This window comes from Cohnella terricola (assembly GCF_007786475.1).
Taxonomy (GTDB): Bacteria; Bacillota; Bacilli; order Paenibacillales; family Paenibacillaceae; genus Cohnella; species Cohnella terricola.
Genome location: NZ_VNJJ01000002.1, coordinates 1 through 25,769 on the forward strand (window position 1 = coordinate 1; position 25,769 = coordinate 25,769).

At 54.0% G+C, this 25,769-nt stretch carries 23 protein-coding genes; 6 read left to right on the forward strand and 17 right to left on the reverse strand.

The features are described from left to right. Positions 1–216: 216 nt before the first annotated feature. From FPZ45_RS03290 to FPZ45_RS03305, 4 genes are read right to left on the reverse strand one after another with little or no spacing between them, the layout of a single operon-like run. A complete protein-coding gene (locus tag FPZ45_RS03290; RefSeq protein WP_144698421.1) occupies positions 217–1,122 on the reverse strand; it encodes an ABC transporter ATP-binding protein in 906 nt (301 codons plus the stop codon). Between the two features lie 3 nt (positions 1,123–1,125). Then, the gene (locus tag FPZ45_RS03295) at positions 1,126–4,020 is read right to left on the reverse strand and encodes an ABC transporter permease (protein ID WP_144698423.1); all 2,895 of its coding nucleotides are present in this window, start codon (positions 4,018–4,020) and stop codon (positions 1,126–1,128) included. Between the two features lie 36 nt (positions 4,021–4,056). Beyond that, the gene (locus tag FPZ45_RS03300; protein ID WP_186438210.1) at positions 4,057–5,079 is read right to left on the reverse strand and encodes an efflux RND transporter periplasmic adaptor subunit; all 1,023 of its coding nucleotides are present in this window, start codon (positions 5,077–5,079) and stop codon (positions 4,057–4,059) included. Beyond that, positions 5,063–5,770, reverse strand: coding sequence for an ABC transporter ATP-binding protein (locus tag FPZ45_RS03305; protein WP_144698427.1), 708 nt, complete (start codon positions 5,768–5,770; stop codon positions 5,063–5,065). Before FPZ45_RS03305 ends, FPZ45_RS03300 begins: the two co-directional genes overlap by 17 nt. 326 nt (positions 5,771–6,096) lie before the next feature. Here FPZ45_RS03305 and FPZ45_RS03310 point away from each other — a divergent pair, with 326 nt between their 5' ends. Genes FPZ45_RS03310 through nagA form a run of 3 tightly spaced genes read left to right on the forward strand, consistent with a single transcriptional unit; the run spans position 6,097 to position 8,869 of the window. Next, on the forward strand, positions 6,097–6,966 hold the full coding sequence (locus tag FPZ45_RS03310; RefSeq protein ID WP_144698429.1) for a MurR/RpiR family transcriptional regulator: 870 nt from the start codon (positions 6,097–6,099) through the stop codon (positions 6,964–6,966). After that, on the forward strand, positions 6,963–7,691 hold the full coding sequence (gene nagB, locus FPZ45_RS03315) for a glucosamine-6-phosphate deaminase (protein WP_144698431.1): 729 nt from the start codon (positions 6,963–6,965) through the stop codon (positions 7,689–7,691). The genes FPZ45_RS03310 and nagB overlap by 4 nt, the downstream gene beginning before the upstream one ends. Beyond that, a complete protein-coding gene (gene nagA, locus FPZ45_RS03320) occupies positions 7,688–8,869 on the forward strand; it encodes an N-acetylglucosamine-6-phosphate deacetylase (RefSeq protein WP_144698433.1) in 1,182 nt (393 codons plus the stop codon). Before nagB ends, nagA begins: the two co-directional genes overlap by 4 nt. Before the next feature lie 76 nt (positions 8,870–8,945). Here nagA and FPZ45_RS03325 read toward each other — a convergent pair whose 3' ends face one another. The 3 genes from FPZ45_RS03325 to FPZ45_RS03335 form a co-directional block, all read right to left on the reverse strand. Next, positions 8,946–10,118, reverse strand: coding sequence for a glycine C-acetyltransferase (locus FPZ45_RS03325; protein WP_144698435.1), 1,173 nt, complete (start codon positions 10,116–10,118; stop codon positions 8,946–8,948). Continuing rightward, positions 10,108–11,205 carry an L-threonine 3-dehydrogenase gene (tdh, locus tag FPZ45_RS03330; protein ID WP_425456940.1) on the reverse strand — a complete coding sequence of 366 codons (1,098 nt, stop codon included), beginning with the start codon at positions 11,203–11,205 and terminating at the stop codon, positions 10,108–10,110. The genes FPZ45_RS03325 and tdh overlap by 11 nt, the downstream gene beginning before the upstream one ends. Before the next feature lie 134 nt (positions 11,206–11,339). Continuing rightward, entirely contained in the window at positions 11,340–12,434 is a 1,095-nt protein-coding gene (locus FPZ45_RS03335; protein ID WP_144698439.1) for a ParM/StbA family protein, read from the reverse strand. Between the two features lie 185 nt (positions 12,435–12,619). Here FPZ45_RS03335 and FPZ45_RS03340 point away from each other — a divergent pair, with 185 nt between their 5' ends. The 3 genes from FPZ45_RS03340 to FPZ45_RS03350 all read left to right on the forward strand — a co-directional run bounded on the left by FPZ45_RS03340 (position 12,620) and on the right by FPZ45_RS03350 (position 15,068). Beyond that, positions 12,620–13,636 (forward strand): peptidoglycan DD-metalloendopeptidase family protein, encoded by a 1,017-nt coding sequence (locus FPZ45_RS03340; protein WP_144698441.1) that lies wholly within the window; start codon positions 12,620–12,622, stop codon positions 13,634–13,636. 2 nt (positions 13,637–13,638) lie between these two features. Then, positions 13,639–14,136: a bactofilin family protein gene (locus FPZ45_RS03345; protein ID WP_144698443.1), complete on the forward strand. Its 498-nt coding sequence runs from the start codon at positions 13,639–13,641 to the stop codon at positions 14,134–14,136. An 80-nt stretch (positions 14,137–14,216) separates the two neighbouring features. Continuing rightward, entirely contained in the window at positions 14,217–15,068 is an 852-nt protein-coding gene (locus tag FPZ45_RS03350) for a J domain-containing protein (RefSeq protein WP_144698445.1), read from the forward strand. A gap of 65 nt (positions 15,069–15,133) precedes the next feature. Here the strand turns inward: FPZ45_RS03350 and FPZ45_RS03355 are convergent, their stop codons facing one another. From FPZ45_RS03355 to FPZ45_RS03405, 10 genes are all read right to left on the reverse strand, one after another. Further along, a complete protein-coding gene (locus tag FPZ45_RS03355) occupies positions 15,134–15,394 on the reverse strand; it encodes a DUF1294 domain-containing protein (protein ID WP_186438211.1) in 261 nt (86 codons plus the stop codon). Between the two features lie 148 nt (positions 15,395–15,542). Continuing rightward, positions 15,543–17,615 carry an Ig-like domain-containing domain gene (locus tag FPZ45_RS03360; protein WP_144698447.1) on the reverse strand — a complete coding sequence of 691 codons (2,073 nt, stop codon included), beginning with the start codon at positions 17,613–17,615 and terminating at the stop codon, positions 15,543–15,545. A gap of 336 nt (positions 17,616–17,951) precedes the next feature. Next, the gene (locus FPZ45_RS03365; RefSeq protein WP_144698449.1) at positions 17,952–18,893 is read right to left on the reverse strand and encodes a metallophosphoesterase family protein; all 942 of its coding nucleotides are present in this window, start codon (positions 18,891–18,893) and stop codon (positions 17,952–17,954) included. Positions 18,894–18,915: 22 nt separating this feature from the next. Beyond that, positions 18,916–19,386 (reverse strand): DUF1904 family protein, encoded by a 471-nt coding sequence (locus tag FPZ45_RS03370; protein ID WP_144698451.1) that lies wholly within the window; start codon positions 19,384–19,386, stop codon positions 18,916–18,918. Between the two features lie 20 nt (positions 19,387–19,406). Further along, positions 19,407–20,660, reverse strand: a complete 1,254-nt coding sequence (locus FPZ45_RS03375; protein ID WP_144698453.1) for a D-arabinono-1,4-lactone oxidase — start codon at positions 20,658–20,660, stop codon at positions 19,407–19,409. A gap of 29 nt (positions 20,661–20,689) precedes the next feature. Next, positions 20,690–22,081, reverse strand: a complete 1,392-nt coding sequence (locus tag FPZ45_RS03380; protein WP_144699239.1) for an aldehyde dehydrogenase — start codon at positions 22,079–22,081, stop codon at positions 20,690–20,692. A gap of 365 nt (positions 22,082–22,446) precedes the next feature. Beyond that, positions 22,447–23,247: an ABC transporter permease gene (locus FPZ45_RS03390; protein ID WP_144698457.1), complete on the reverse strand. Its 801-nt coding sequence runs from the start codon at positions 23,245–23,247 to the stop codon at positions 22,447–22,449. Beyond that, positions 23,228–24,007, reverse strand: coding sequence for an ABC transporter ATP-binding protein (locus tag FPZ45_RS03395; protein ID WP_144698459.1), 780 nt, complete (start codon positions 24,005–24,007; stop codon positions 23,228–23,230). The genes FPZ45_RS03390 and FPZ45_RS03395 overlap by 20 nt, the downstream gene beginning before the upstream one ends. A gap of 7 nt (positions 24,008–24,014) precedes the next feature. Then, positions 24,015–25,031: an ABC transporter substrate-binding protein gene (locus tag FPZ45_RS03400; RefSeq protein WP_144698461.1), complete on the reverse strand. Its 1,017-nt coding sequence runs from the start codon at positions 25,029–25,031 to the stop codon at positions 24,015–24,017. Between the two features lie 67 nt (positions 25,032–25,098). Then, positions 25,099–25,767 carry a pentapeptide repeat-containing protein gene (locus tag FPZ45_RS03405; RefSeq protein WP_144698463.1) on the reverse strand — a complete coding sequence of 223 codons (669 nt, stop codon included), beginning with the start codon at positions 25,765–25,767 and terminating at the stop codon, positions 25,099–25,101. Between the last annotated feature and the right edge of the window lie 2 nt (positions 25,768–25,769).

Genomic DNA, 25,769 nt, shown 5'->3' on the forward strand with positions numbered 1-25,769 from the left:
AAGAAAAACGATTTATTGACATGCGGACATACCTAGTATGGAAAAAAGAAAAAGGTAGCCGTGTTTAACTGCATCCGGCTAACCTCATCTAAAGAGAATATACACATAAAAATGGACTTGACCAGACCGCGGCGGAAACCGACAAGAGTTACTCGATTATATCGTGCTACTTCCAGGCCACGCCGGGAAATGTCCATTCTCAGCCGCTATCCCCGCCTATGAAGCTTCCTCAGGAGAACTTGGTGCTTCCGGAGACGTCAGCACGATCTTGCCGTCGGCGAGCTCGAGCTTGACCTTGTTCGAATCTTTGACGCCGATCGATTCGAGATACGCGGCCGGAACTTGCAGACGGCCGGCTTTATCGAGCACCGCGAACTCGACGTGCGAGTCCTCCTCCGCCTGCGCGATGCCCAGTTCGAGCTCGGCAAGCTCCTCGGCGTAGGATTTGCGCCGCAGCATCTCCGAAGAAATCTTGCCGTCGCGGATCGCGACGACGCGGTCCACTTTCTTCGCGAGCAGCGGATCGTGCGTGACGATGACGATGGTAATACCGATCGTCCGGTTCAATTCGCGGAACAGATCCAGAATCTGATCGGCCATCCGCGAATCGACCGAGCCGGTCGGTTCGTCTGCGAGCAGCAGCTTGGGGTGGTTAGCGAGCGCGATAGCAATTGCCACGCGCTGCTGCTCGCCGCCGGACAACTGGTGAAGCTTGTTGTTTTTGCGGTGGGTGAGCCCGACCGCCTCGAGCAATTCCAAGGCGCGAAGCCGCTTGCGCTTGCCCTTGAGCAGAATCGGCAGCTCCACGTTCTCGAGCGCGCTCAGATACGGAATGAGATTCCGCGCATTGTTCTGCCAGACGAAACCGACGCTCTCTCGTTTATAACGAACTAAATCCCGCTCGCTCATCTTCAGCATGTTCTTGCCGTCGATCTCCAGCCTGCCCGCCGACGGCCGGTCCAGCCCCCCAAGCATGTTAAGCAGCGTGGATTTGCCGCTTCCGCTGTTGCCGATAATCGCCATCAGTTCTCCGGCATCGATCTGCAAGTCCAATCCTTGCAGCGCGAACACTTCCAGATCGGCCGCTTTGTAGATTTTGACCAAGCCTTCGCACGTAATCATCGGTTAATCCTCCCCCAACTTGAGCGCTTGATGGACACGGATCCGGGAGAGCATGAAGCTTAGAATGGCTAGCCCGATCGCCAGCATGAACCCGACGATGGAATATAGCCGGATAAAATCGATCGCCGCGAACGCAACCTTAAACGGCGGAACGAGACTGCCCGGATTAAAGGCAATCTGGAAGTTCGGCACGAATAGCCTGCTCGCCAGATTGCCGACCGTCACCCCGATTAGGATCGCCGTTCCCGAAGTAAGCAACTGCTCGAGCGTCAGCATGGCAATTAATTGCCGCAGCGACAAGCCGATCGCCCTCATGATCCCGTTCTGCAGCGTCCGTCCTTTCAACGACAAAATCCAATAGAGCAGGAAACCAATAAAGCTGACCGTGATCGAGATGATGAAGCCAAGCGTCAATATCCCGTTCAGCGCCAGCAGAAACGGATCGTTCTTGGCTTTAACCAAATCCTCTTTCGTATTCACGATGCTCGTTATCGGCAGCTTCTGCTTCTCGATGCTCTCGTAAAGTTCTTCCGTAGAGTACCCCGGCTTCATCTTCAGCCATACTTGGTACGGCTCGAGAGCAAGTTGGAACTGAATGCGTCCCAAGTTCCCGACGATCAGCATTGGCGCATTGTTTTTCGCGTTCTTGTCGGACGCGTTAATCGAACCGATCGGAGGGTTCGGATTAAAGGTTGGAAAATAATCGATGATACCGAAAACGACGAACGGTTGGGAATTGACTTTATCCCATCCGACATTGATCGTATCGCCCTTCTTCAAGTTCCGTTGCTCCGCTAGCGTTCTAGAGATAAGCACCGCGCGAGAATCGGATGCGATCAAGTTCATGTATTCGTACAAAGGGTAATCCAGTAGATGATTCGGAAACCAAGCCGTTCGCCCGAAATCGTCGCTTTCGATACCGATCAGCGTAGCCGTTCCTTGCTCGTTGCCCACGGAGAACACCGCTTTCGGTTTGACGAATACTTTGGCCGCTTCTTCGACACCGTCAAGCTTTCGATACGGTTCAAACGAAGGCTCCAAATAATGAATCACTTTCGAAGTTGACGCCTCATCGTTCCCGGGCGAGCCGCCGAACACCGGAGGCCCGCTTGGACTCCAAGACGCCGGCTTATCGTTCGCCCATTGCGATTGCAAAATGAATTCCGCCCCATGGCTGTACCGGATTCTGTCTTCATTGTTGGCGTTTATCGTGCGGGCGGCGCCCGCGCTGAATACGCCGATCGCGATTGTCATGATCAGGAATACCATCAGAAATTGATATTGGCCGTTTGAACGCCCGACCTGAATCAGCGTCGCGTACAGGGATGGCGGCCACCATTTGCGCCCGACCCAGTAAATCAGCCTTAATGCATACGGGTATAACCTTAGCAGCAACAAACCCGACCCGATAACGAACAAAGCCGGCATGACGAATTGCAGCGGATCGAGATTCAAATCGTCCGAGTTTAATCCAAGACTTTGCAGATCCTTTAGCCGATTTCGGAACGTATACAGCCCGTATAAGGATACCGCTAGCGCGAGCACGTCGAGATAAGCTTTGTGCCAAAATGGCGTACGCTGCATTCGAGCCAACTGCTGCTTATGGCCGACGATGGACACCCGGGTCGCTAGCATGACCGGAACGAGCATCATCAAGAACGAGACCGCTGCGGCAACGCCTCCATACAAGAAAGCTTGATCGTTAAGATGTACCGTCATTCGCGAGCGTTGTACGAACTCCAGAAAACCGTTGGACGCGCCTAGCACTTTCGTCAGCCCCACCCCGATGAACGGTCCCGAGATCCAGGCGACGGCGCAGAGCAGCGCCCCTTCGATCGCGAAAGAAGCGACGATCTGCCATCTTGCCGCCCCCCTGCTTCGCAGGATGGCAATCTCGTTCTTCTGTCGGTCGACGATCAAGTTCGATACCATGAACATGTAAAAACCGAGCATAATCAATACCGGTACGTTTAACGACCACATCAGCTTGCTTAATTGCTTGGAGCGTTCGAAATATTTCTGGATCGTATCGATCGCCGGAGCTCCGAATTCGATTTGCGTACTGATGACCATGGATTTGATCTTGGCCCGAATCTCTTTATCCGTCTCGAGAAAACCCTTCACGTTCCCAAGCTCCATCTTCGAATAATCGAGGACGAAATACCAACCGCTCGAGGCAACCGGAACTTTATTTCCTCTAATGAATTCGCGATCGAACAAATCTTCGTCGACGATGAACGCGGTATTCAGATCAACCAGGCTCGGGGTGCGGAAATACGGATCGTCGTCCTGCCGTTTACTGAACACTCCGACGGGTTTTATCTTGACCGTGCCGACAATACTGTCATCGTTCAGCGTAAATACTTGATTCAATACGATCTTAAAATTGGAAAGCGCCTGCTGTGTCACTAACGTCTCGTAGATCCCGTTCACGGGCACCCCGGACGGAAGCCTCCCGTCCACTAACCGGATATGCTGCTCCAGGCCTGTAAGGGAGCGGAGCGTGGCGGTCGGCGGATTTTTTTTCAAAACGGTTCCGCCTTCTTGAACGAACTTCACCGATCTCGTCCGTCTTTCCCTGACGAATTCTTGGATCGGAACCCCGAATCCCGGTCCGACATTATCGGCCATGAATCGATCCATCTCATCGATCTTGGAAGCGCGTTGGTCCGGAGCTTCATTATAGAACCCCATCAACGACCAATGCTGCCCCGGGTAAATTCCCTTATCTTTCTGGAAGGTCTCCAGATCCTTAACCAACATGCGGGTTAGAATCGCTTCGGAGTAGATGGGCATCGTGCCTACAACCGCAACGCTCAGCAATATTCCGAAGAACAGGCTCGATACGAGCCATTTGTTCTGAACCATTTTACGTAAAATCATCACCAATAAGGCCACGCTGAAGCCTCCCTGAACCTAGAGATGCGTTAATTATTATTGCATTACGACCACTTGACCTTCTGTGAGCCCTTTGACGATCTCGATTTCCGTAGACCCGACAATTCCCGGCTCGACGTCGATCTCGCGAAGCCGTGTGCCGTCCTCCAGAACCCTAACGAAATTACGTCCGAGATAAGAACGCAATCCGCTCCGCGGAATCTTGATCACGTCTTCGCGTTGCTCCGTAATGATCTTTACGCTGGCGATCAAGCCGATTTCGGCATCCTTCGGCAAATTGGGAACTTCGATATATAGCGTTCTGTTATATTTCTCCATCAAATCTTTGTTCGCCGTCTCCGGAGAGGAAGCCGGTGTTTGCGTGACTTTGCCCGACACTTTCTCCCCTTTGAGGGTAATTTCCGCCGGGACGCCGACTGCCACATCGTGAATATCTTTCGGATCCTCGACGCGCAGGGCGAGCCGCAGCTTGGTCGGGTCCGCAACAGTGACGAGCGTTTGATAGGCCTCAACATAATCGCCTTCATTCAGCGACTCCGCGAACACGACTTCGCCATCCATCTTCGCCTTAAGTTGCTTGGAATTGAATTGCTCGGACAGCCGATCGTATTTCATTTGCTCGACTTCGAACTGAAGCTCAGCGATTTTAAGCGCTTGATCGTCCGCATTCCGAGCTTGCCGAACTGCGTATTTCGCTTTCTCGAGCGCGAGTTGCTGCTCTTTTAGTTGTATGTCGAGTCCATCCAATATCAATTGGACGAGAATATCGCCCTTTTTGACCTGGTCCCCGGATTTCACCAGAATTTTGTCTATCCGTCCGCCTTTGCCCGAATATTGAGCAATCTCCGTCGCGACGGATTCGAACGTCGCGCTTCCCGTGATCGCCTTAACGATCGAGCCTTTCTCCGCGGTCACGGTCGAATAGTTTTCTTGTACGGGCTTGACCAAAGGCGGCTTAAGCGCCTCTTCTTCCTTAGGCAATAACGAGCAGCCCGCTAGTGTGCTCCCGAGAAGGAGCGAAAGCGCCGCTGCCGCCGTTCGATTAAGAGTGCGAGACAATTTGTCCATCCTCCAGTTCGTATACAAGGTCGACGATCTCCATGATGGCCGGATCGTGCGTCGTCAAGGCGATCGTCACGCCGCTTTGCTCAACTAAATCCCGAAACAGCTTAATAATGTGCAGCCCCGTCCGGCTGTCTAGCTCCGCGGTCGGTTCGTCCGCCAAGATCAGCTTAGGTTTATGGGCGATCGCTCTGGCGATGGCCGTTCTCTGCTGCTCTCCACCCGACATCTCGAACGGGCGGTGATGCATCCGGGCTTTAAGGCCGACGCGATCTAACGCCTGAACGGCCGCCTCTTTTCGCCCCTGCTTCGGGTAACCGGATATTCGCAAGACGAACTCAACGTTCTCATAGGCGGACATTAGCGGAATCAAGGCGAACGATTGGAAAATTAGCCCCATTTCCTTGCGCCTGACTTCGTCGCGCCGCTTGCCCGACATCGAAGTCATATCTCGGCCATCGAACGTAATCGTCCCATCCGTCGGACGGTCCAACGCCCCGAGCAAGTTGATCAGCGTCGTTTTGCCGGAACCGGAACGGCCTTTCATGGCGACGAGTTTGCCTGCCGGCAGTTCGAAATCAACGCCTTTCAACACCGTAACCGCGCCGCTTCCCTTGCCGAAGACGCGTGTAACGCCATCCGCGCGGATGATCGCCCCGCTCGCGGATTGTTTCTCAACCGTCTGCATCGATACTGCCGTCTCCCTTCGATCACTCACGTAAGAACATCGCTTTTTTGAAAGCGTTTTCTATTTTCTGTTACCAATATAAGGGCGTGGGTAAATGACTGTCAATTCATTTCCGTAAACTGGATAATATTCGCTACGATTCAAATAAATATACGCCCTATTCCAAGTTAGATATAAATGGCCCCGTCGAAAAAGTTCGTTTGGATCGATAAAACCGCGGATTGCAAGTTCATAGCCTCTACGGTACAATAAAGTCGATCATGAAAATAGTTTTCTTGAAATTTGCAATTAATAAGAAACTAATTTTACTCAATAAGGGTGATGCCATGAGTATTCTGAACGCCATTCAAGAAAAACTAGACAGCCTGCACCAGAAGGAACGGGCTTTGGCGGAATACTTGCTCAACCATCCTCGGCAAGCCGTACAGATGACGATTACCGAGCTTGCTGCCCAATCCGGAAGCAGTCCGGCGACGATCTCGCGGTTCTGCAAAACGTTCCACTCGCACAACTTTCCCGAATTCAAACAGAAGCTCGCCACCGAGCTCGTCCAGATGACGTCCACGCCCAATCAGTATCAGGACATCGTCGCAGGCAATCCCCTGCACGAGATCGTGGCGGCGATTACGGCAAACCATTTGCGATCGATCACGGATACGACCCAGGTGCTCGATCAGGCGCAGTTGCGGCTCGCAATCGAAGCGCTGCACCATGCATCCCGCATCGATCTGTACGGTTCCGCGACTTCCGGCATCGTCGCTCAGGATTTCTTTCACAAGCTGATTCAGATCGGCAAAGCGGCCGCGGCGTTCTCCGATCCCCATCTTCAACTAACGTCGGCCGCATCGATAACGCGGAACGACGTGGCGATCGGCATCTCGTACTCCGGAGAGACGCCGGAGACGATTCATGCGCTGCGGTGCGCCGCCGAACGGGGAGCGACGACGCTGTCGATTACCCGGTTCGGCGCGAACACGCTGACGGAGCATGCGGCCATCAAGCTGTTCACGTCTTCCGCGGAAGTCGGAATGCGTCGCGGGGACATGGCCTCGCGCATGGCAACGCTGCATGTGATCGACGTGCTTTTCACCGGACTCGTTAGCGAGCACTTCGAGCTCTATGTCCCCCGGCTGAGAGAATCTTACCAAACCGTAGAACTGTACACATCAGGCAAAGAGGAGAGAAAAACGAAATGAATATAATTACGTTCGACAGCGATGAAAAGCTTAACGAAGCGGCGGCCAATATTATCGTCGGGCAGGTTCAGACGATTCCACGCGCAGTGCTCGGGTTGGCCACAGGCGGAACTCCGGTCGGCATCTATAAGCAGATTGTGCGCGATTATGAGAGAGGCATGGTCAGCTTCCGCAACGTAACCACGTTTAACTTGGACGAATACGTCAACATTCCGGTCGATCATCCGGAAAGCTATCATTCCTATATGAAGTCCCATCTCTTCGATCATATCGACCTGCCCGAATCGCAGCGCTTCATTCCGAACGGCAACGCCTCCAATCTCGACGACGAATGCCGCCGTTATGACGAAGCGATCGAGCTGTCCGGCCAGATCGACCTGCAGTTGCTCGGATTAGGGCATAACGGGCACATCGGCTTTAACGAGCCTTCGCACGCTTTGATCAAAGGGACGCATACCGTCGACCTCGCCGAGCAAACGCTCGAAGCGAACGCCCGCTTCTTCGCATCGATCGACGAAGTTCCGAAACAAGCGTTGACGATGGGCGTCGGCACGATCCTGAAAGCCAAAAAGATTCTGCTCGTCGTCAAAGGCGCGGACAAAGCGGACATTATCAAGCAAGCTCTACAAGGTCCGATTACGACGGATGTCCCGGCTTCCTTGCTGCAAACGCACCCGAATCTGATCGTGCTGTTGGATACCGCTGCTGCGGGTAAATTGGCATGAGCGACGCGAGCGGAGAATTTCTCGTCGTAGGCGGACGTGTCGTTACCCCGTCCGGAGTCATCGAGCAAGGTTATATCCGGATAAAGGACGGATTGATCGCGGCGATCGGTGCAGTGACCGATCTAGACGGAAGCGAGCCTCTCGCATCTTCCGCTGAACGGATCGATGCGAGAGGCAACTGGCTGGTCCCCGGATTTATCGACGTTCACGTTCACGGAGGCGCCAATCACGATTTTATGGACGCCGACGAAGAAGGCATTAAAGCAATTACGAAATTCCACGCCTCGAACGGTACGACAAGTTTGCTGGCGACGACGTTAACGGCTTCCCGCGAAGATTTGACAGCGGTTTTGGAGAGAGTCAGCTCCTATATGTCCCAACCGATGGATTACGCGCAAATCGTCGGCGTCCATCTGGAAGGACCATTCGTTAACGTCAAATGGAAAGGCGCGCAAAATCCCGCCTACATCCTTCCTCCCCAACCGGAATGGTTGGACGAATGGGTAAGCCGATTCCCGGGCGTCATCAAGATTCAGACGCTCGCGCCCGAGATTGAAGGTTCGCTTGAATATATCGAGAAACTGGCAAGCAACGGTATTGTCCCTAGCTGCGGCCACACCGATGCGACTTACGATCAGATCGTCGCCGCCGCGGACCACGGCTTGCGCCACGCGGTCCATACGTTTAACGCGATGACGCCGCTGCACCATCGTAATCCCGGAACGGTCGGCGCGGTGCTGACGGACGACCGGATTACCGCGGAAGTCATCGCCGACGGGCACCACGTTCATCCCGCCGGCGTCAAGCTTATTACTCGCGCCAAAGGCACGCATAACGTCATTCTCGTCACCGATGCGATGGCCGCGGCTGGAATGCCGGACGGCGATTACGATCTCGGAGGACTTCCCGTCTACATGAAGTGCGGAGTCGCCCGCCTGAAGGAAAACGATAGCCTCGCCGGAAGCACGCTGACGATGATCAGCGCCGTGCGCTACTTGGTGAACGTCATCGGCGTACCGCTTGAAGAAGCGAGCCGCATGGCCAGCGCCAACCCTGCGCGCCAGCTTGGTCTAGACGGCCAGATCGGAACGCTCGAAGTCGGCAAGAAAGCGGACTTCCTGCAGCTCGACGTTTCCTTGGAGATTCAATCGGCTTGGATCGGCGGCAGAAAACAATAATCGGATGCGCCAAAAAAACGGCGGAATAGGCACGTACCTGTTCCGCCGTTTTGCAATTCCAAAATGGAGTCCCGCACTAGACAAGACCGAAGCGTCGCCCTACCTCCGTTAATCTGTCCAGCGCAAAATCGAGATCACCCGTCGTATGCGAAGCGGTCACGATCATCCGAATCCGGCCTTTGTCCATCGCCACCGTCGGGTAGACAATTCCGGTCGCGCTCACGCCTTCTTCCAGAAGTTCTTCGGAGAACCGGGACGTTCGGGCGGGGTCGCCGATGATTACCGGAATGATCGGCGTTTCGCTGATACCCGTGTCGAAGCCGATTTCTTTTAATCGATCGCGGAAATACGCCGTATTATTCCACATCCGGTCGAGCAGATGCTGCGAGAAAGAGAGAACTTGGATAGCCGCCAGGCAAGTCGCCGCAACCGAAGGCGGTTGGGACGTGCTGAACAGGAAAGGACGCGCTTTATGAATCAAATAATCTTTTAACGACTGCGAGCCGGCCATATAACCGCCCACCGCTCCGATCGCTTTGGATAACGTCCCCACCTGGACATGGATCCTGCCGTGCAAGCCGTAATGATCTGCGGAGCCCTTCCCGTTCTTGCCAAGGACTCCGCTGGCATGCGCGTCGTCGACGTATACGATCGCATCGTACCGTTCGCACAAGGCCACGATATCCGGCAACGGGGCGATATCGCCGTCCATGCTGAATACCCCGTCCGTGACGACGACCCTTCTGCGGCAATCCGCACTCTCCTTTAGTGCCGCCTCCAATTGGTCCATGTCTTTGTGTTTGAAAACTTTACGTATGGCTTTGGTTAAACGAATGCCGTCGATAATGCTAGCATGATTAAGTTCGTCACTGATCACCGCGTCCTCTTCGCCGAGAATCGAGGATAGAATTCCCTGATTGGCCGTAAATCCGGACGGGAAGACCAAGGCGGCTTCCGTATTCTTGAACCTGGCAAGTTCGTTTTCCAAGCGATCATGGATATCCAGCGTCCCGACGATCGTGCGGACGGATCCGCTGCCAACCCCGTACTTGGTGATCGCTTCGGTCGCGGCTTGTTTCAGCTCGGGATGGTTGGTCAAACCCAAATAGTTATTGGAACACATCTGCAACACTTTGCGTCCGTTCAGTTCCATCCACGTGCCGGATCCCGTCTCCCATATTTTCAGCGATTGGTATCTACCCTCGTTTTTAAGTCCCGCAAGCTCATCTTTCAAACCTTTAATCTCCATACGATTCACCGCCTTCATCATGAACGAACACGATTTTCCCGCATTGGCCGGAGCGCATCAGCTCGAAAGCCTCCTCGTATTGTTCGAGTCTCAATTTATGGGTAACCAGCCCGCGCAGGTCGAGCCGGCCGGATTCGAGCAATCCTTTTACCTGATACCATGTCTCGTACATTTTTCTGCCCGTAATTCCATGCACCTGCAAGCCTTTGAAAATAATCTGGCTGGACAGGTCTAGCGATACGTCCTTGGAAGGAATGCCGAGCAGCGATACCCTGCCGGCATTGGCGGCGGCATCGAGGCTGTCCCGGATCGCTTGAGGATGGCCCGACATCTCGAGAACGACTTCCGCTCCCAATCCCGCGGTATGTTTCCTAACTTCCTCTTGTAAAGAACAATGCGAGCTGTCGATCAGCACATCGGCGCCCATCTTGCCCGCCATGTCCAGCCGGTAACGATTCACGTCCGCAGCCAAGACCGTTCCGGCGCCGCAGGCTTTCGCCACCGCCGTGGCCATCAATCCGATCGATCCAACCCCCGTGATCAGTACCGTTTTGCCGACGATCTCTCCCGACAATACGGTCTGCACGGCGTTGCCGAGAGGATCCTGTAGACAGGCAAACTCGTAGGGCAGATTGGGGGCATTGTGAATAACGTTGGATGATTTGACCAACGCGTATTCGGCAAAACAACCCGGAACGGTGATGCCGAAGCTTTTGGTGTTTGGACAGACGTGGGCATTGCCCGTCCGGCACATCTTGCAAACTCCGCAAACGATATGGCCTTCCGCGGAAACGTAGTCGCCGACCTTGACGTTCGTTACCCGTTCGCCTACGACCTCCACAATCCCGCAAAATTCGTGACCGAATACGTTGGGCGTGACGACCGTTTTCTCGGCCCAATCGTCCCAATCATAAATATGCAAGTCCGTCCCGCATATCGAAGTCGTTTTAATCCGCACCAATACTTCGTCGGAACCCGGGTCGGGAACGTCAACGGATCGCAGAACGGCGCCGGGTCCCCGCGTTTCCTTGACAAGGGCGATCATTTTCCCATTCATGGACGTCCATCTCCTCCATATCCGCTGCATTATCCTATTCGATATAGTCGCGGATGTTATCTGGACGATTTACGGATACAGATGCGGCGGCAAAAACAAAGCGACGGCTTGGGGATACTCCCCGTGCCATCGCTTTTTTGATCTTGCATATGGTTTTGACTCAATTAAATCATTTCCGCTTGCGAAGTTTTGTTCTTCGCCAGCTTCAAATAGCCGTATACGTTCTGCAGCTCGCTGTTATCCACGAAACGCAAACGCATATTCTCGGCAACGTCCAGTATGTACGGTTTCAAAGCCGCGGCTCCTCCGCCAAGCACGTAGAAGCATTGAATGTCCGGGTATTTCTTCCAACGTTTGCGGATTAGATCCACGATTTTCTGCGCGGCGCGGCCGAAGTAGTTTTGCACGATCGGACGAATATCCGCTTGCCCTTCGCCTACGCGCTGGATAATGAATTCCTGCTTGCGAATGCGCTGGATCAGTTTCGTCCGGCTCGCGAAGCGATACCCGAATTGGTCTTCGACATCGCGAATGATCGAATCCAAATAGGAGGCAAGACCCAATTGCTCCCCTGTGCTGAACTGGTTGTCGATGCTCATGCGTTTAACGACAGGGAAATCCGTCGTTAATGCGCCCATCTCGCAGATGCCGATGCACCCGTAATAAAGTTCCTCGTCTCTCACCTGCAAGTTCTCGTGCGTGGCCATATGGAACAAAGCGGCAGCGCCCTCGATCGAGATAATCGCCCGGCGGATGTTGATGCGAATCGTGCGCCCGCGCAGCTTTGGCGTGGACAGGAAAGTCACTTCATGCTCGCCGACCAATCTCTCTTCGAAGATTTGATGATAACGCGCATATGCGCGCACGGGCAGCCCGGTTCCGATCACGTATTCCGCTTGATCGATCGTTTGCCCGGGTTGGAGCGTGTTCGCCGCGTTCGTGATGCTCGCATAGGCGAGCGCGGTGAGCGCAACGATGAGCGATTGATCGCTGGTCGCTTTATTGTCGGTCTCTTCGAGCTCAGCATTATCCTGATCTTCGGAAGCCAGTTGACCAACGAAATAACGTTGGCCCTTTTTCTTTAGACTCGGACTGTAAACCATTACATCCAACGCCTTGAGAGGAGCGTCTTCCTCTTGAAGAATATGCCTTTCATATCCCGGTGACACGATATTCGGAATAATGATCGGCTCACTCGTTTCATTGACGACAAGCTTAACGCTGTCGTTGCCGATGTCGATTCCCGCTAATCTGAACATGAATACCCTCCTACTGGCTCAAGCCTTGTCCGATTGCTCGATATTATTAATGGATTCGCCTTTGTCCGACAAATTCCTCCTTTTCCACTATTGATTCTTTTCCTTTTTTTCAGTAAAACAAGGAATATGGCAAATTGGGTCGAATTACCTTTAGGTGAAGATGGAGTACACGCAGGAGGAAAGTCATGAAATGGCGGAATAAGCGGTTCACCTTCATGGTGATCCCTGATGCTAACAGCACGGTTAAACGTTTCCAACTGTCGGCGGTATTTCTCGTAGTCGGCGCCTTTCTGATTCTGGCGCTTCTGGTCGGATGCATTGCTGCTTTCCTGCTCTATCGCGGAAATATCAGCCAGATCGACCAACTCAAGCAGGAATTGTCCTCATCGGTCGGAGAGTACAAGAAAACGATCGAGGACAAAAACGAGCATATTAACGAGCTCCAGACCGATCTTGCCGAATTGTCGGGTCATGCCAAAGAGATCGATACCCGCATGAAGGACATCAAAGCGTTGGAATCGCAGCTGAAAGAAATGGTAGGTCTGGAGACGGACACCGACAAATCCCGATCGTCGAACAAGATGTCCATCGAAGGCACGATCGACGAATCCGACCAGTTCGCGATGGACGGCGGAACGGGCGGCGAAGAACTCCCGGTTACGGATCAAGAGATGAATGACCTGATTGAGAAAACTAGGGACGAGTTCACATCTCTCGGTGAATGGATCGAGATCATGAAGCCGGAGCTCGAACTGACGAAAGACGCCGTAGCCAAGCAACAGAAGCTAATCGCGGTAACTCCGACGATCTGGCCGACGGATTCGCGGCGAATCACCTCTACCTTCGGCATACGCAAAGATCCTTTTACGAGGCGGGCTACGTATCATGCCGGTCTGGACATCGGAGGCGACATCGGCGATCCGATCTATGCGGCGGCGGACGGAACCGTCATCGAGGCGGGACGCAGCACTTCCCACGGCAACAACGTGATGATCAGCCACTCCAACGGAGTCAAAACGCATTACTCTCATATGAGCAAAATATTGACCACAGTCGGTACGAAAGTAAGCAAAGGCGATATTATCGGCGAACTTGGATCGACAGGAAGAAGCACTGGTCCGCATCTTCATTACGAAGTCTTCGTCAACGGTGAGCACGTGGATCCTCAACCTTATCTTAAAGCAACGAGAAGGAGTAAATGAACATGTTCAAGGGCAAGAAAAAAGCGAAGATCGACCCGAATACGACGGATACGCTAATCGGCGAAGGAACAACTTTCGAAGGCAAGATCAAATCGGAAGCCGGCTTGCGCATAGAGGGGCAAATGATCGGAGACATCGATTGCGCCGGGGACATCACGATCGGTGAGAACGGGATCGCACGCTCCCATGTCAAAGCACGCAACGTCGTCATCGCCGGACAGGTGATGGGCAACGTCTCCGCTTCCGCCAAATTAACGATCAAAGCGACGGGGCAACTGCACGGGAACTTATCGGCGCATGAGCTGTCCATCGAATCGGGAGGCGTATTCCAAGGATCCAGCAATATGGACGTGGCAGTCGCCGCCGAAGAACAAACGAGCGTCAACGCCGTTGCGAACGAACCGGAACCAAGCGCTCCCGCCCCATCGGCCAATTCCGCACCTGCTCCCACTCCCGCACCTGCTTACAAAGAAGGGGAATCGGTTCTCAAGCCTTGGTAAGTTTGCGCACTCTTCCGCTATTCGTGTATGATTCATATGAAGGTAGACAGCAGCGGCATTGCGGAATGGAGTGATCCAACATGAATGATGAATTAAAAAAAGCTTATGAAACATTAGGTTTACCGGAAGACGCGACGCGCGAACAAGTGGAAAATCGTTATTTCATTTTGCTGAAAAGAGCCCGTTCGGAAAAATCGCGCACGGACTCCGGAGAAGACGACGAGGACACGCTCGACCTGAAGGAAATCAATCGCGCCTACAATATCGTCATCGGCATCGAGTCGGAGAAGATTAGCACGGTCGAGAAACAGACGAAACTCGGGCACTTCTTTTATTACTATAAGGTGCATGTCATTATCGGCATTATCGTCCTCCTGGTTGCCGGATTTAGCATAAAAGAAGGCATCGACAAAAGAAGGGAAGCCGCCAATACGCCCCCTGCCAATCTGACTGTGAGCGTCTTCGGCAACTTTTACTTCGCGGACACGAATTTGCTTGAGCAGAATATGCTCAAGCTTGTTCCGGAATGGCAGCGGATCGCCACTTCCCTCGTCTACAATCCTCCCGAAGTGAGAAGCGAGCAAGACATGGCCTTGCAGCAGAAGAGCGTTCTTATGCTGATCACAGAGAAAAGCGACCTGTACATTACGGACGAGAAAAACTTCAAAACCCTCGCCGGCCAAGGCGCTTTCGTTAAACTGGACGATTTCGTTGCGAAGACGGGCTTACGCATCCCGGATAATAAAATCAAGAATGCTCAAGACAATGATGAGCCTTCCGAGTTTGCTTACGGCATCGACATTACGGGCAATCCCGTATTTCACGGCGTCGAGATGACAGGCGAGCGCGAGATCGTCGCCATTCGGGCCACCGAAGAAAAATGGGCCGACGCGAGTGTATTATTGAAGAAGTTGGTTCAAACGACCCCTTAACGAAAAAAGGCGGATGCGCAGGGATTATTCCCCGGCATCCGCCTTTTTGCTAGAACTGCGGCTCGTTAATCCCAGTTCAGGTAAACCAGTATCGCTTGCAGAACCAGAATGGCCGGCATGCCGATCACGAACGAGAGATGTTTCGTTTTGTGCCGCCATACCCGCATAGCTATTATTCCTCCGGCCGCCCCTCCGATCGCCGCCCATAAGAATAACGTTCTCTCCGGCACCCTTCTTCCGTGCCTTCTTGCCAGATTTTTGTCATGCGCCATTAAGTAGATCGTAATCAAGTTCACGACGATATAATAACCGATGAGTACGTACAATAATCGAACCTCCCGCGCCGATAAGTCTCTCGGATCGGCTCGCAGATCAAGCTGCAGGCTGCGAGCGCTCCCTTGTTTATTTTACATGCGGGACGCAAGGCGAACAACAGCCGAAGGCGTTATCCGCCCTCGGCCGTCGTTACGTTCGCTACGTGTTGAAGTATACGAAGAACGGTTGGTTTCCTTCCGCCGTCTTCCATCCGTTCCATCCCGCCGCATCCGTAATCGTATCCGGGCGGAATGAAACCGCGTATTGCTTTCTAGGTTGTAGCCCGTCCTTAAGCCTCAGAATAACCTCGGTGACAATATTCCCTTTATCGTCCGGATCGATGCTATCAATGCGTAACTCGCCGCCATCTTTTTCATTGATGTAAAATGCAAATCTGCTCGCGTTTTTAATCGGTTCGCTGAACATCACTTTGATCGTATTGCCGTCCAACACGATCGCTTGGGTCGCGTACGGTACCGGATTGCTTACGACAGTTCCGCCGAATGCGGTCGTATCCGCGCCTCCAGAAGCGTTTAATCCCGCTACTCCGGTAACGCGTGCGGTGTAGACGTGTCCGCTGGTGAACAATGCCGGATTGCCGGACGATCTCGTGCGATATTGGATCGTTACCGCCCTGTCGCTTCCCGGAGTGCGCTGCACGAAAGCGCTCCAGTCCGACATCGATGCTCCGGGTCCATTATCGGTGAGATTGGTGATCTTGACGTTTTTTACGTCGGCATCGGACAAAGCCCGGTTAAAGACGATTTCCAGCGTATTTTGATTTACTGCGGAAATGCTTTGAACGGTCGCTTGGATCACCGGATTAGAAACGGCGCCGAATTTCCAGTTCGTCGAAGGATCCATGACGTTGCCTGCGAGATCGGGAATGCCGCTTATTGTTAATGTGTAATAACTCCCGTCCTGCTGCGGAGACGTTCGCAACGTGACCGTCTTCCCGTCGTTCTCCAGCACAGCCTGGGTGACGACCAAACCTTTATCGATACTGTAATGATAAGTCTGCACGGCTTGCTGCGGATCGATTTTCTCTTTGAATACGACACTGACGATCGCTGTCGTGACGTCAATCTTCACTTCCGTAACCTTGGGCTTCACATTGTTAATGTACAGATCGCTGCGCGTGTCCATCACATTGCCCGCCAAATCCTTGACGTTACGGACCGTCAATTGGTACGTCTTGTCCTCGGCTTGATCCGAAGTTGTGAACGTGACGACGCGTTGATCGGGCGAAAGCTGCAAGGTTTTGATTTTAAGCCCATTATTGAACTGATAGTTATTGGCGTTCGTCGCGCTGCTCTGGTCGACCGGCTCGGAGAACCTAAGCTCATAAGCCCGGTTCGGCAATTTGACCGGCTGCGACACGATCGTCGGTTTCGTCGTATCATCGGAAGCGGACGTGTAGCTCCAGACGTTGCCGTCTATCGAAAGCGTATGGAATAATCCGGCGATCTGCCGGTCCGTCCATAGCACGATCGACATGCCGTCCTGGCTGATAGTTGCTTGATATACAGTTCTCGAATTTCCGTATCCGTCTTTCAAAACAAACCTGCTCGTATCAATACTCGTGTCGTAACTATTTACCCATTGCAGCAGATTGATCCGCACGGATTGGTTGGAGATCTGCTCGACTGAGCGGACTTTCAGGGGTTCAACGTGCGTATCCTCGTATACGGTATAAGCCGCCTCGACCAGTAGTCCCCGATTCGCATCTACTGTATAGTCTCCGAGTTGGGGAATCAGCTTACGGTCCAGAGCCAGGCTGACGGCCCCTCTCGCCCACTTGGACACTCGGCCGGTTACCGGGGTGGAGCCCCCGCCGGACAATCCATAACTTCTGACGAGTATGACGGCAAGCTGTTCGACCGTCACGTTCGCTTCAGGCGAGAATATCCTCGTCTTCGTCCCGTTCATGAGCTGAGCGCGCGTAACCGCCTCGATCTCTTTGAAAGACCAGCGCGTCTTCAGAACATCGTTGTAACTCGGCGCCGCGTTTCCCGCAGGCAGCTCCATCAATCGGAATAAAACAGCGGCCAGTTGCTCTCGCGACATCGGCTCGTACAGACGGGAGCTGCCATCCGCGAATCCGGTAAAAATATTTTTTTGCTTCAGCGCTTCGAACTTCTGCTCGGTGGATAAATTCGATGCTCCCCAAGCGGTAAACGGCAAGCTGAGCAGCAGCAACAAGCTAAGTCCAGCCAATACGATTTTCCTCATCCCGCTACCTCCTCATCTCCTCGCGTCTCCCATGGCCTGGGATTCGTTACGGTAGTATAGGATTTAACGCAATTGAGATACATTTTGTTTCGTAATATCGCAAAATATTTTGAGAAAAGATACATTCGGTAACAACTCGTCCAATAAACGGACGAGAGACGTCGGAGCAGTTTACGGTCTGTGTGGAGACTTTCATGTGCAGTGGCGCAGGAGCGCGTGAGGCTGTAGTCCGGCGAAACCGAGTTATATCGTGCGAAATGGGGGAACGGGCGTCGGTAGTTCGGCGAAAACAAAAAACCCGAGCACAAAGCACGGGTTGTAGCGGCATTTCGCCGATTAGGCTCGCGAGAAATAATTCGGGGAGTGCTTGCGGGCGTGAACGACTTTCTTGCCCCCGGCAAGACGCAGCCAGGTCTCGAATCCCGGCTCCCCCCGACGAAGCTGAATCACTCTCGCCCCTCTGCGATACAGCCATCTGCCGTAAGTGTTGTATCCGGTAGCCCGGCCGTAGCATAGTTTGATGCCTCGCAACGTTCCGACGTAGTCGTTGATGTGATCGTGGCCGCAGAACGTACCCATCACGCTCCCCGACTGGACCATCGCCGCGAAGAAACCCGAGTTCAGCTTCGGCGATTGCACCCTCTCGTAACGATGGCCGTGGCAAACGACGTGATCCCATACTTCGCGGTATTCGGGCAGCGGGATGTGGAAGAAGACGAGTCCGGGCACGCCGACTCCTCCGTTGCCCTCTTTCAGCCTGGCAGCCTGTTCGCGGAACCATTCGATCTGACTGGGGCGGATCCAATCGTACCCCGGCACGGCCGTCAATTCGGAATATGCCCCGCTATCGAGGAAATATAGCGCCGCTCCCGTCTTGCTCGAGGAATCCGCGATCGGCACAACGAAGTTGCCGACTCCCGCGATGTTCGCCGGTCCCGTTTCTGCCACCGTTCCCGGAAGCCCCAACTGAATATCCATCAGCTGTTCCTTTGACACGTTTCCTTCGCAATCGTGATTTCCGAAGATGGACGCCCACGGAATTCCTTTTTGCGCGACAACCGACAACACGTCCCGATAGGATTGCAGCGGATCGTTGCAGCGAAGACTCTCGATGACGTCCCCGGTGAGAACGATGAAGTCCGGTCGCTCTTCCTCTAAGACCCGCTCCATCAGCGCGCGCGTTCGTTTGTCTTTCTCCCCTCCGTTCGTCCAATGAAGATCGGTAAATTGCACGATCTTAAACGTGCCGTCCGGACGGTAACTCAAACTTCTGCTCATGGTATGACCTCGCAATCCGACGCTACTCTCTTAACGCGTCGTAGAGTTTGCTGGACATCGTCGATCCGGCGGCTTGGCTCGCCTTTCTTGCCCGCTGCAATTCATCTTTCAATCTTTGATTTTCCGACCTGAGCGCCTTCAGTTCGCTCTCTTTGGCGCTCTCTGCGGCAAGTTTCTTCCCGTTCGCGTAGTAACTGTCCTCGGCGTACGCGCGAAAAGCGATTTCGACTTCCTCGATTCCCTGAGATCGGATATGGCGGTCGATGCTCTCCGCGACCTGGTCGCGAACGTCCTGGCCCCGATCGAACCAATTGACCTCAACGAAAGGATACGAAGGTACGAATTCCCCTCCGAACACTGCGGTCGTATTCAAAACTTCTAATAGAAAATAGTCCTCTGGGCAACTGCAAAATGCAGCCAGCTCCGTCACCAACGATCCGCTGATCGCGCGAATCCGTTCCGGCGGTACTCCCCGGATAAGCAAGTGAGGCATATTACGCCCTCCTTCATCTTTCAATCTTCCAATTCATCAAAAAAAAGTTCCCGCAAGTAAGGGCTCAGAAAAATACCGTCAGGGTCCATCCACTTCCTCGTCTCCAAGAAGCTGTTCCACATCGGGTATGCGATTTTGAATTGCCTTGCCCTTAAAGAATGCAGCTTCCCCCAGTGCGGCCGCCCGCCGTGCCGCAAGAAAATACGCTCCATGTCCTCGACATACCGCTCGTTCAGTTTGCCACGGGGCAGACGTACGGCAATATAGGCGGAGTCTCTACCGTATGCGGGACTTAACCAGATGGAATCCCCTTTGACGAAACCGCATTTAATCGGAAGATGAGCACCGTAATTTTCCAGCGCCATCCGCTCGCGCATTTCCTTAATGACAATCCGTAAAGATTCGACCGGAAGATTGTACTCCATTTCGTAACAGCGAACAAGCCGCTTCTTCGCGAATGCAAGATGGCTTTGATCCACCCGCTCTCCAAGCGTCGGCAGCGTCCCGAACAAGGAATTCCCTAACCATACATCTTTCAGATAGCCGGAGATACTCCTCTCGGCCGCGTGCTCCTCCGTTTCGTTCATCGTATAGATATAACACGATTCCGCAAAAGGAAACCAATGAAACTCGAAGTTGCGATTGGTTGAGGCCAGAGCTTCCATCTTCTCCAGGCACGTCGACAACGGCGCTCTTTCACTCTCGCAACGCAGCCTATACGAGGGCCTTAGGCGCAATGTGACCTGAACGATGACGCCTAACACCCCTAGCGACAATTGCAGCGCTTTAAATAGCTCGGGATGAGATCGCTCTGTGCAGTCGATCACTTCGCCCGAACCGGTTACGACGGTTAGGCCGATCACCTGCGTAGATATATTCCCGAAGGCGAGCCCGCTCCCATGGGTTCCCGTGCCAATGGCTCCCGCGATCGAATGCGCATCGACATCTCCCAGATTCTCTTGCGCCATACCCTCGGAGTGCAGAAGTTCGCCGAGCATCTTCAGCTTCGTTCCCGCCCATATGGTCGCCGTATTGGCTTCCCGATCGACATGCAGGATACCCTGCATTCGATCGAGCGACAGCAATGCGTCGTCGGAAGCGGCGATCGGTGTGAACGAATAGCCCGAACCGAGCACCCTTAACGTTCGGTTCTCCTTGCGGCACAAGTTGACCGCTTCTACGACTTCTTCAATATGAATCGGATTAAATACGGTTCTGGGGGTGGCGCTAACGCTCCCCGACCAATTCCGCCATTTTCGTCCGCGCTTGATCATATCCGGAGAATCGTCCCTTCGTCGTCGGTTTATCGGAGCAGTTTGCGGATAATGCTTAATCCCCTCTTGGATTTCGGATAACGGAAAGGAAAGTCGATTCGGTTCGTTTGCTTGAGAATGCTTTTATAATGGGAGAACGCTTTGAATCCGTACTCGCCGTGGTAACTGCCGATGCCGCTCGTTCCGACTCCGCCGAAAGGCAAATACGGAGTGCCGAGGTGTACGATCGTATCGTTTATGCATCCGCCGCCGAAAGATACGCGCTCCGCGATCAAGTCTTGGAATTCAACGCTTTCCGAGAACACGTATAACGCGAGAGGCTTCGGGTTCGCTTGCACGATCGCCAGTACGCCCTCGATCGTGTCGTATTCGAGCACAGGAAGGATCGGTCCGAAAATCTCCTCCCGCATCGCGGGAGAATCCGACGGCACGTCTTCCATGAGGGTCGGGGCGATCTTCAGCGCCGTCGCGTCGTATTGTCCGCCGAGCGTGATCTTGCCGTTGTCGAGATATCCGATCAATCTGCGGAAATGGCGTTCATTGACGATCTTGCCATAGTCCGGATCGCGGATCGGCTCTTTCCCGTAGAAGGATTCGATCGCTGCGGCGATTTCCTGCATCAGCTTCGGCTTCGCTTCCTTATGGACGAGCAGGTAATCGGGCGCGACGCACGTTTGTCCCGCGTTCGTCAGTTTGCCGAAAACGATCCGCTTGGCCGCAAGCGGGATATTCGCGTCTTTGTGGACGATGCAGGGACTTTTCCCTCCCAGCTCCAACGTCACCGGTATGAGCTGCTTGGCGGCGGCCTCCATGACGATCCGGCCGACCGCCGGGCTGCCGGTGAAGAAAATATGATCGAACGGGCGCTTCAGCAATTCCGTGCTGACGCTCGTCTCTCCTTCGAACACGGCGACGTATTCGGCCGGGAACGTGTCGCGGAGCAGCGAGGCGACCGCCTTGGAGGCGGCGGGCGCGAGCTCCGAAGGTTTGACGACGATCGTGTTGCCCGCGGCGATCGCGGATACGAGCGGGACAAGAATCAGGTTAACGGGATAATTCCAAGGGCCGATAATTAAAGTCGTGCCGTACGGTTCGGGCACGATCCGGCTGCTCGCACCCAAATGGGTAATCGGCGTACGCACCTTGCGCGGCTTGGCCCAGCGGCGGACGCCGCGCAAAGCGGTGCTGATCTCCTTCAGCACGATTCCGATCTCCGTCGTGTACGCCTCTTGTTCCGATTTGTTCAGATCTTGCTTGAGCGCGGCAAGCAATTCCGGTTCTCGCCGCTGGACCGCTTCTCTCAGCTTATTCAATTGTTCCTTGCGGAAAGCGACCGGCCTCGTCTCCCCGCTCTGGTAGTACACCTGCTGGCGGCTGACGACAGCATCTATCTTCTCCGCACCGGGCGGATGTTCGATCATGATCCCATTCAAAACGTAACGCTCCTTTATAGGCCTAGACGCTTAGGATACAATTAGATTATCTAGGTAAATAGACCCTGTTGTAAAGAGTTTTCTGAAAACTCCCTTGCTTCCCGGGAAGCGGATGAGGTATGATCGTAGCACGAACGGAGGGATATATCGAATGGGAAAATCGCAATCCAAGAAAGTCAGGCTGAAGGCCGAAAGAGACGGCCGGAACAATCCGGAGATTAATCGGCTTCAATGGCAGAGAAAGCCGCAAACGCAAGTCGTTTCGAACAAGAAAGCAGAACAGCGCCGAACGCTGTGCCGCCGTAAGGGCAGCCGCGAAGGCGCTGATTTTTTTTGCGGGCTAAGCCCGCGCGTTACCCTTCGTAATGATACTTCCTCCTGGCATATCTCTCCAACAAGTTCACAACGCCGTACAGAATCGCCGACAGCAGCGCCAGCATCGTAATGCTAACCATCACGAGCGTCATCTGGAACACTTGACCGCCGTAGATGATCAAGTAGCCGAGCCCCGCTTTGGAAGACAGAAATTCGCCCATCACGACGCCGACGAGCGTCAGTCCGACGTTCACCTTCAACGTAGCGATAAAATGCGGAATGCTGGCCGGAAGCAGAACCATACGCAGCATTTGGATTTTCGACGCTCCGAATGACTCCATCAGCTTCAGCTTTGTTTTGCTGATTTCCTTGAACCCGCTCTCTACCATAATAATCGTCACGATGATCGAGATGGCCACCGCCATCCCGTAGATCGAATAGCGATCTCCTAGCCAGATATAGAAAATCGGACCGAGCGCCACTTTGGGCAGCGCGTTCAGAACGACGATGTAAGGTTCCAACACCTTCGAGGCGAAGGTCGACCACCAGAACAGAACGGCGATGACCGTACCGATCAACATCGAAATGATGATGCCGACGAGCGTCTCCAAACCCGTAATCCACGTATGCCTCAGCAGATTGCCTTCGAACGCCAACTCGCGAAACGAAGACAACAACTGCGATGGTTTGCTCGTCAGCATCGGATCGACCCAGCCCCATCTGGCCGCAAGTTCCCACAGCAGGAGGAACGCCGCCAACACCGATAAACGCGATAAGACGATCAGCCTTTGCCTGCGCTTCTGGACCTTGAGGTAGTTGTCATATAATCGGGACGACATGGCCCTCCAACTCCTTCCAGATCGCGTTGAAGTAGCGGTTGTACAGGCCCGCCTCCCTTTTCTTCCAAGGAGACAAGCCGCCGCCTTCCTCGAACCGAATGTCGTGCATCGACGAGATCGTGCTCGGCCGTTTCGACATGACCATGACCCTGTCGGCCATGCTGATCGCCTCCGACAAATCGTGCGTAACGAGCAAGGCCGTTTTCCCTTGCTCCTTGATAATATGGAACACTTCGTCGGACAGCTTCAGCCTCGTCTGATAATCCAACGCCGAGAACGGCTCGTCGAGCAGCAAAATATCCGGCTCCGCCACGAGCGTGCGGATCAGGGCGACCCGCTGCCGCATTCCCCCGGACAATTGCGACGGGCCGTGCTGGGCGAATTCCCCCAAGCCGTAGCGCTCAAGCAGCTCCGAAGCTTTGCGCTTGGCCCGGTTCAGGTCCATTTTGCGAATCTCCGCCCCGACTAGCAGATTGTTGAATACGTTCCGCCATTCGAACAAATGGTCATGCTGCAGCATATATCCGACTTTCCGCGATGTGCCCGTGACTTCCTCCCCGTCGATCAGAACGTTTCCTTTCGTCGGCTTCAGCATGCCGGATACGAGGGAGAGCAGCGTGCTCTTCCCGCAGCCGCTCGGTCCCACGATGCTGACGAACTCTCCGTGCCGGATCGACAGATTGATGCCGCGCAGCGCTTCCGTCTCCTGCTTCGGGGTAAAATAGCTCAGTCCAACGTCCTTCAGTTCGATCTGCGCCATACGCTCATCAATCCGTTTTTCCGATTTTGTGCACGAAACTCATGTCGACGACGTCGCTCATATTCGCGATCTTGTCTTCCGCCTTCAACACGCCGTTCTCGACCAGCACGCTCTGAAGCGTATCGAATTGATCCTGCGTCAGCTCCGGTTTCGTCGGCCACGTTCCTTGGCTCTTATAGCGATTAACCGATTGCAGAATCAACTCCTTGGAGGTGCCTTCGAAGAACGGAGACAGCGCCGTCGCGATCTCATCGTCCGATGCGGTGTTTAACCATGCCGCGCCGCGGGCGACCGCGCTGGCGAACTTCTGGATCACGTCCGGATTTTTCTTAATATAGTCGGACGTCGCGACATAGGAGGTTTCCGGGAACGCTCCGTAGGCTTCTCCCAGCGAAGCCACGTAATAGGCTTTGCCCCCCTGCACAAGGGTGGAAGCGACCGGCTCGAACAGTTGAATGAAGTCCCCCTGCCCGCTCGTGAACGCGCCTGCCATCGCCGGAGAGGCGATATTGGTGACGACGTTGACGTCCTTGACGCCTTCCTTGATCAGCGTGGAATTCAGCACCATCTGCGGCGCGCTGCCGGGTCTCCATCCGATGACCGTCTTGCCGCTTAGATCGCTCCACGCGAAGCCGTCAAGCTTCTCCCGGGACAGCAGGAAAGAGCCGTCTTTGGCCGTGAGCTGGTGGAAAACCTTCAGCGTCTTCTCGCCTTTTTGATTAAAAATATAGATCGTTGTCTCCGGTCCGACCAAGGAAATGTCCGCCGTACCGGCTATCAAGGCGGCCGCTCCCTTGTCGGAGCCTTGCGCCGTATTCATGTCGACGTTCAGCCCCTCATCCTTGAAGAACCCCTCCGACATCGCTACGTAATGCGGCGCATAGAAAATCGAGCGGATGACCTCAGAGAACTTCACGGTCGTCAATTCGCCGGATTTCTTGCCTTTATCGCCACATGCGGATGCGGTCAGGATCAGAAGCGCGGCGACAAGGAGCAGCAAAGCCGTTTTTCTGGCATTTTTCATTAATCGCTCTCTCCCTCATTAAAAATAGGTATTATCCTATTCAAATCCGAGGGCGGGCGTTCATCCCCTAATCTTCCTTCATGACGACGCCCAGCAAATGGGCAAGCCCGCGCACTTGATCGGGCCGGACAATGCAGCCCCGCAGCCCTTCCAGTGTCACGCCGAGGCTCTGGAACTCGCAGCTGCTTAGATCGATTCCCGCCAGCTTGGCGCCCGAGAATTGAGCCTGATCGAGATCGGTCCCGGAGAACTCGACCTTGGACAGCTTGGCCTCGTAATAATCGGCTTTATCGAAGTTGCTGCCGGCAAAGGCGACCTGCTTCATGTCCGCGAACCGAAAAACGGAATATTGACCGTTGCACTCGTCGAATTTCACGTTCCGCAACGTTGTATTGGACAAATCCAAACCGAGCATTTTGCAATGCCTGAACTCGACGCGGTGCAGAACGGAATCTCGAAAGTCGGCGTTCGACAGGTCGCAATGATCGAAGACGACGTCGACGAATTCGGCGTTCTCGAGCGCGACGTTCTCGAAGGCGACATGATCGAAAACGACGCAATCGAACAACGCTCTGTGCGCGGATTGGTTCGCAAGCGTCCCCGGAACGAATCTGCACGTCTCGAACGGCATCTTATCTTCGATCTCGCAGTCTTCGGCTATCACATCGGATAACGCGTACGGTTCAAGAAGCCTCGGGGCCTCGACCGCATCTTTACTTTTTTTCGTTGCCAACATTC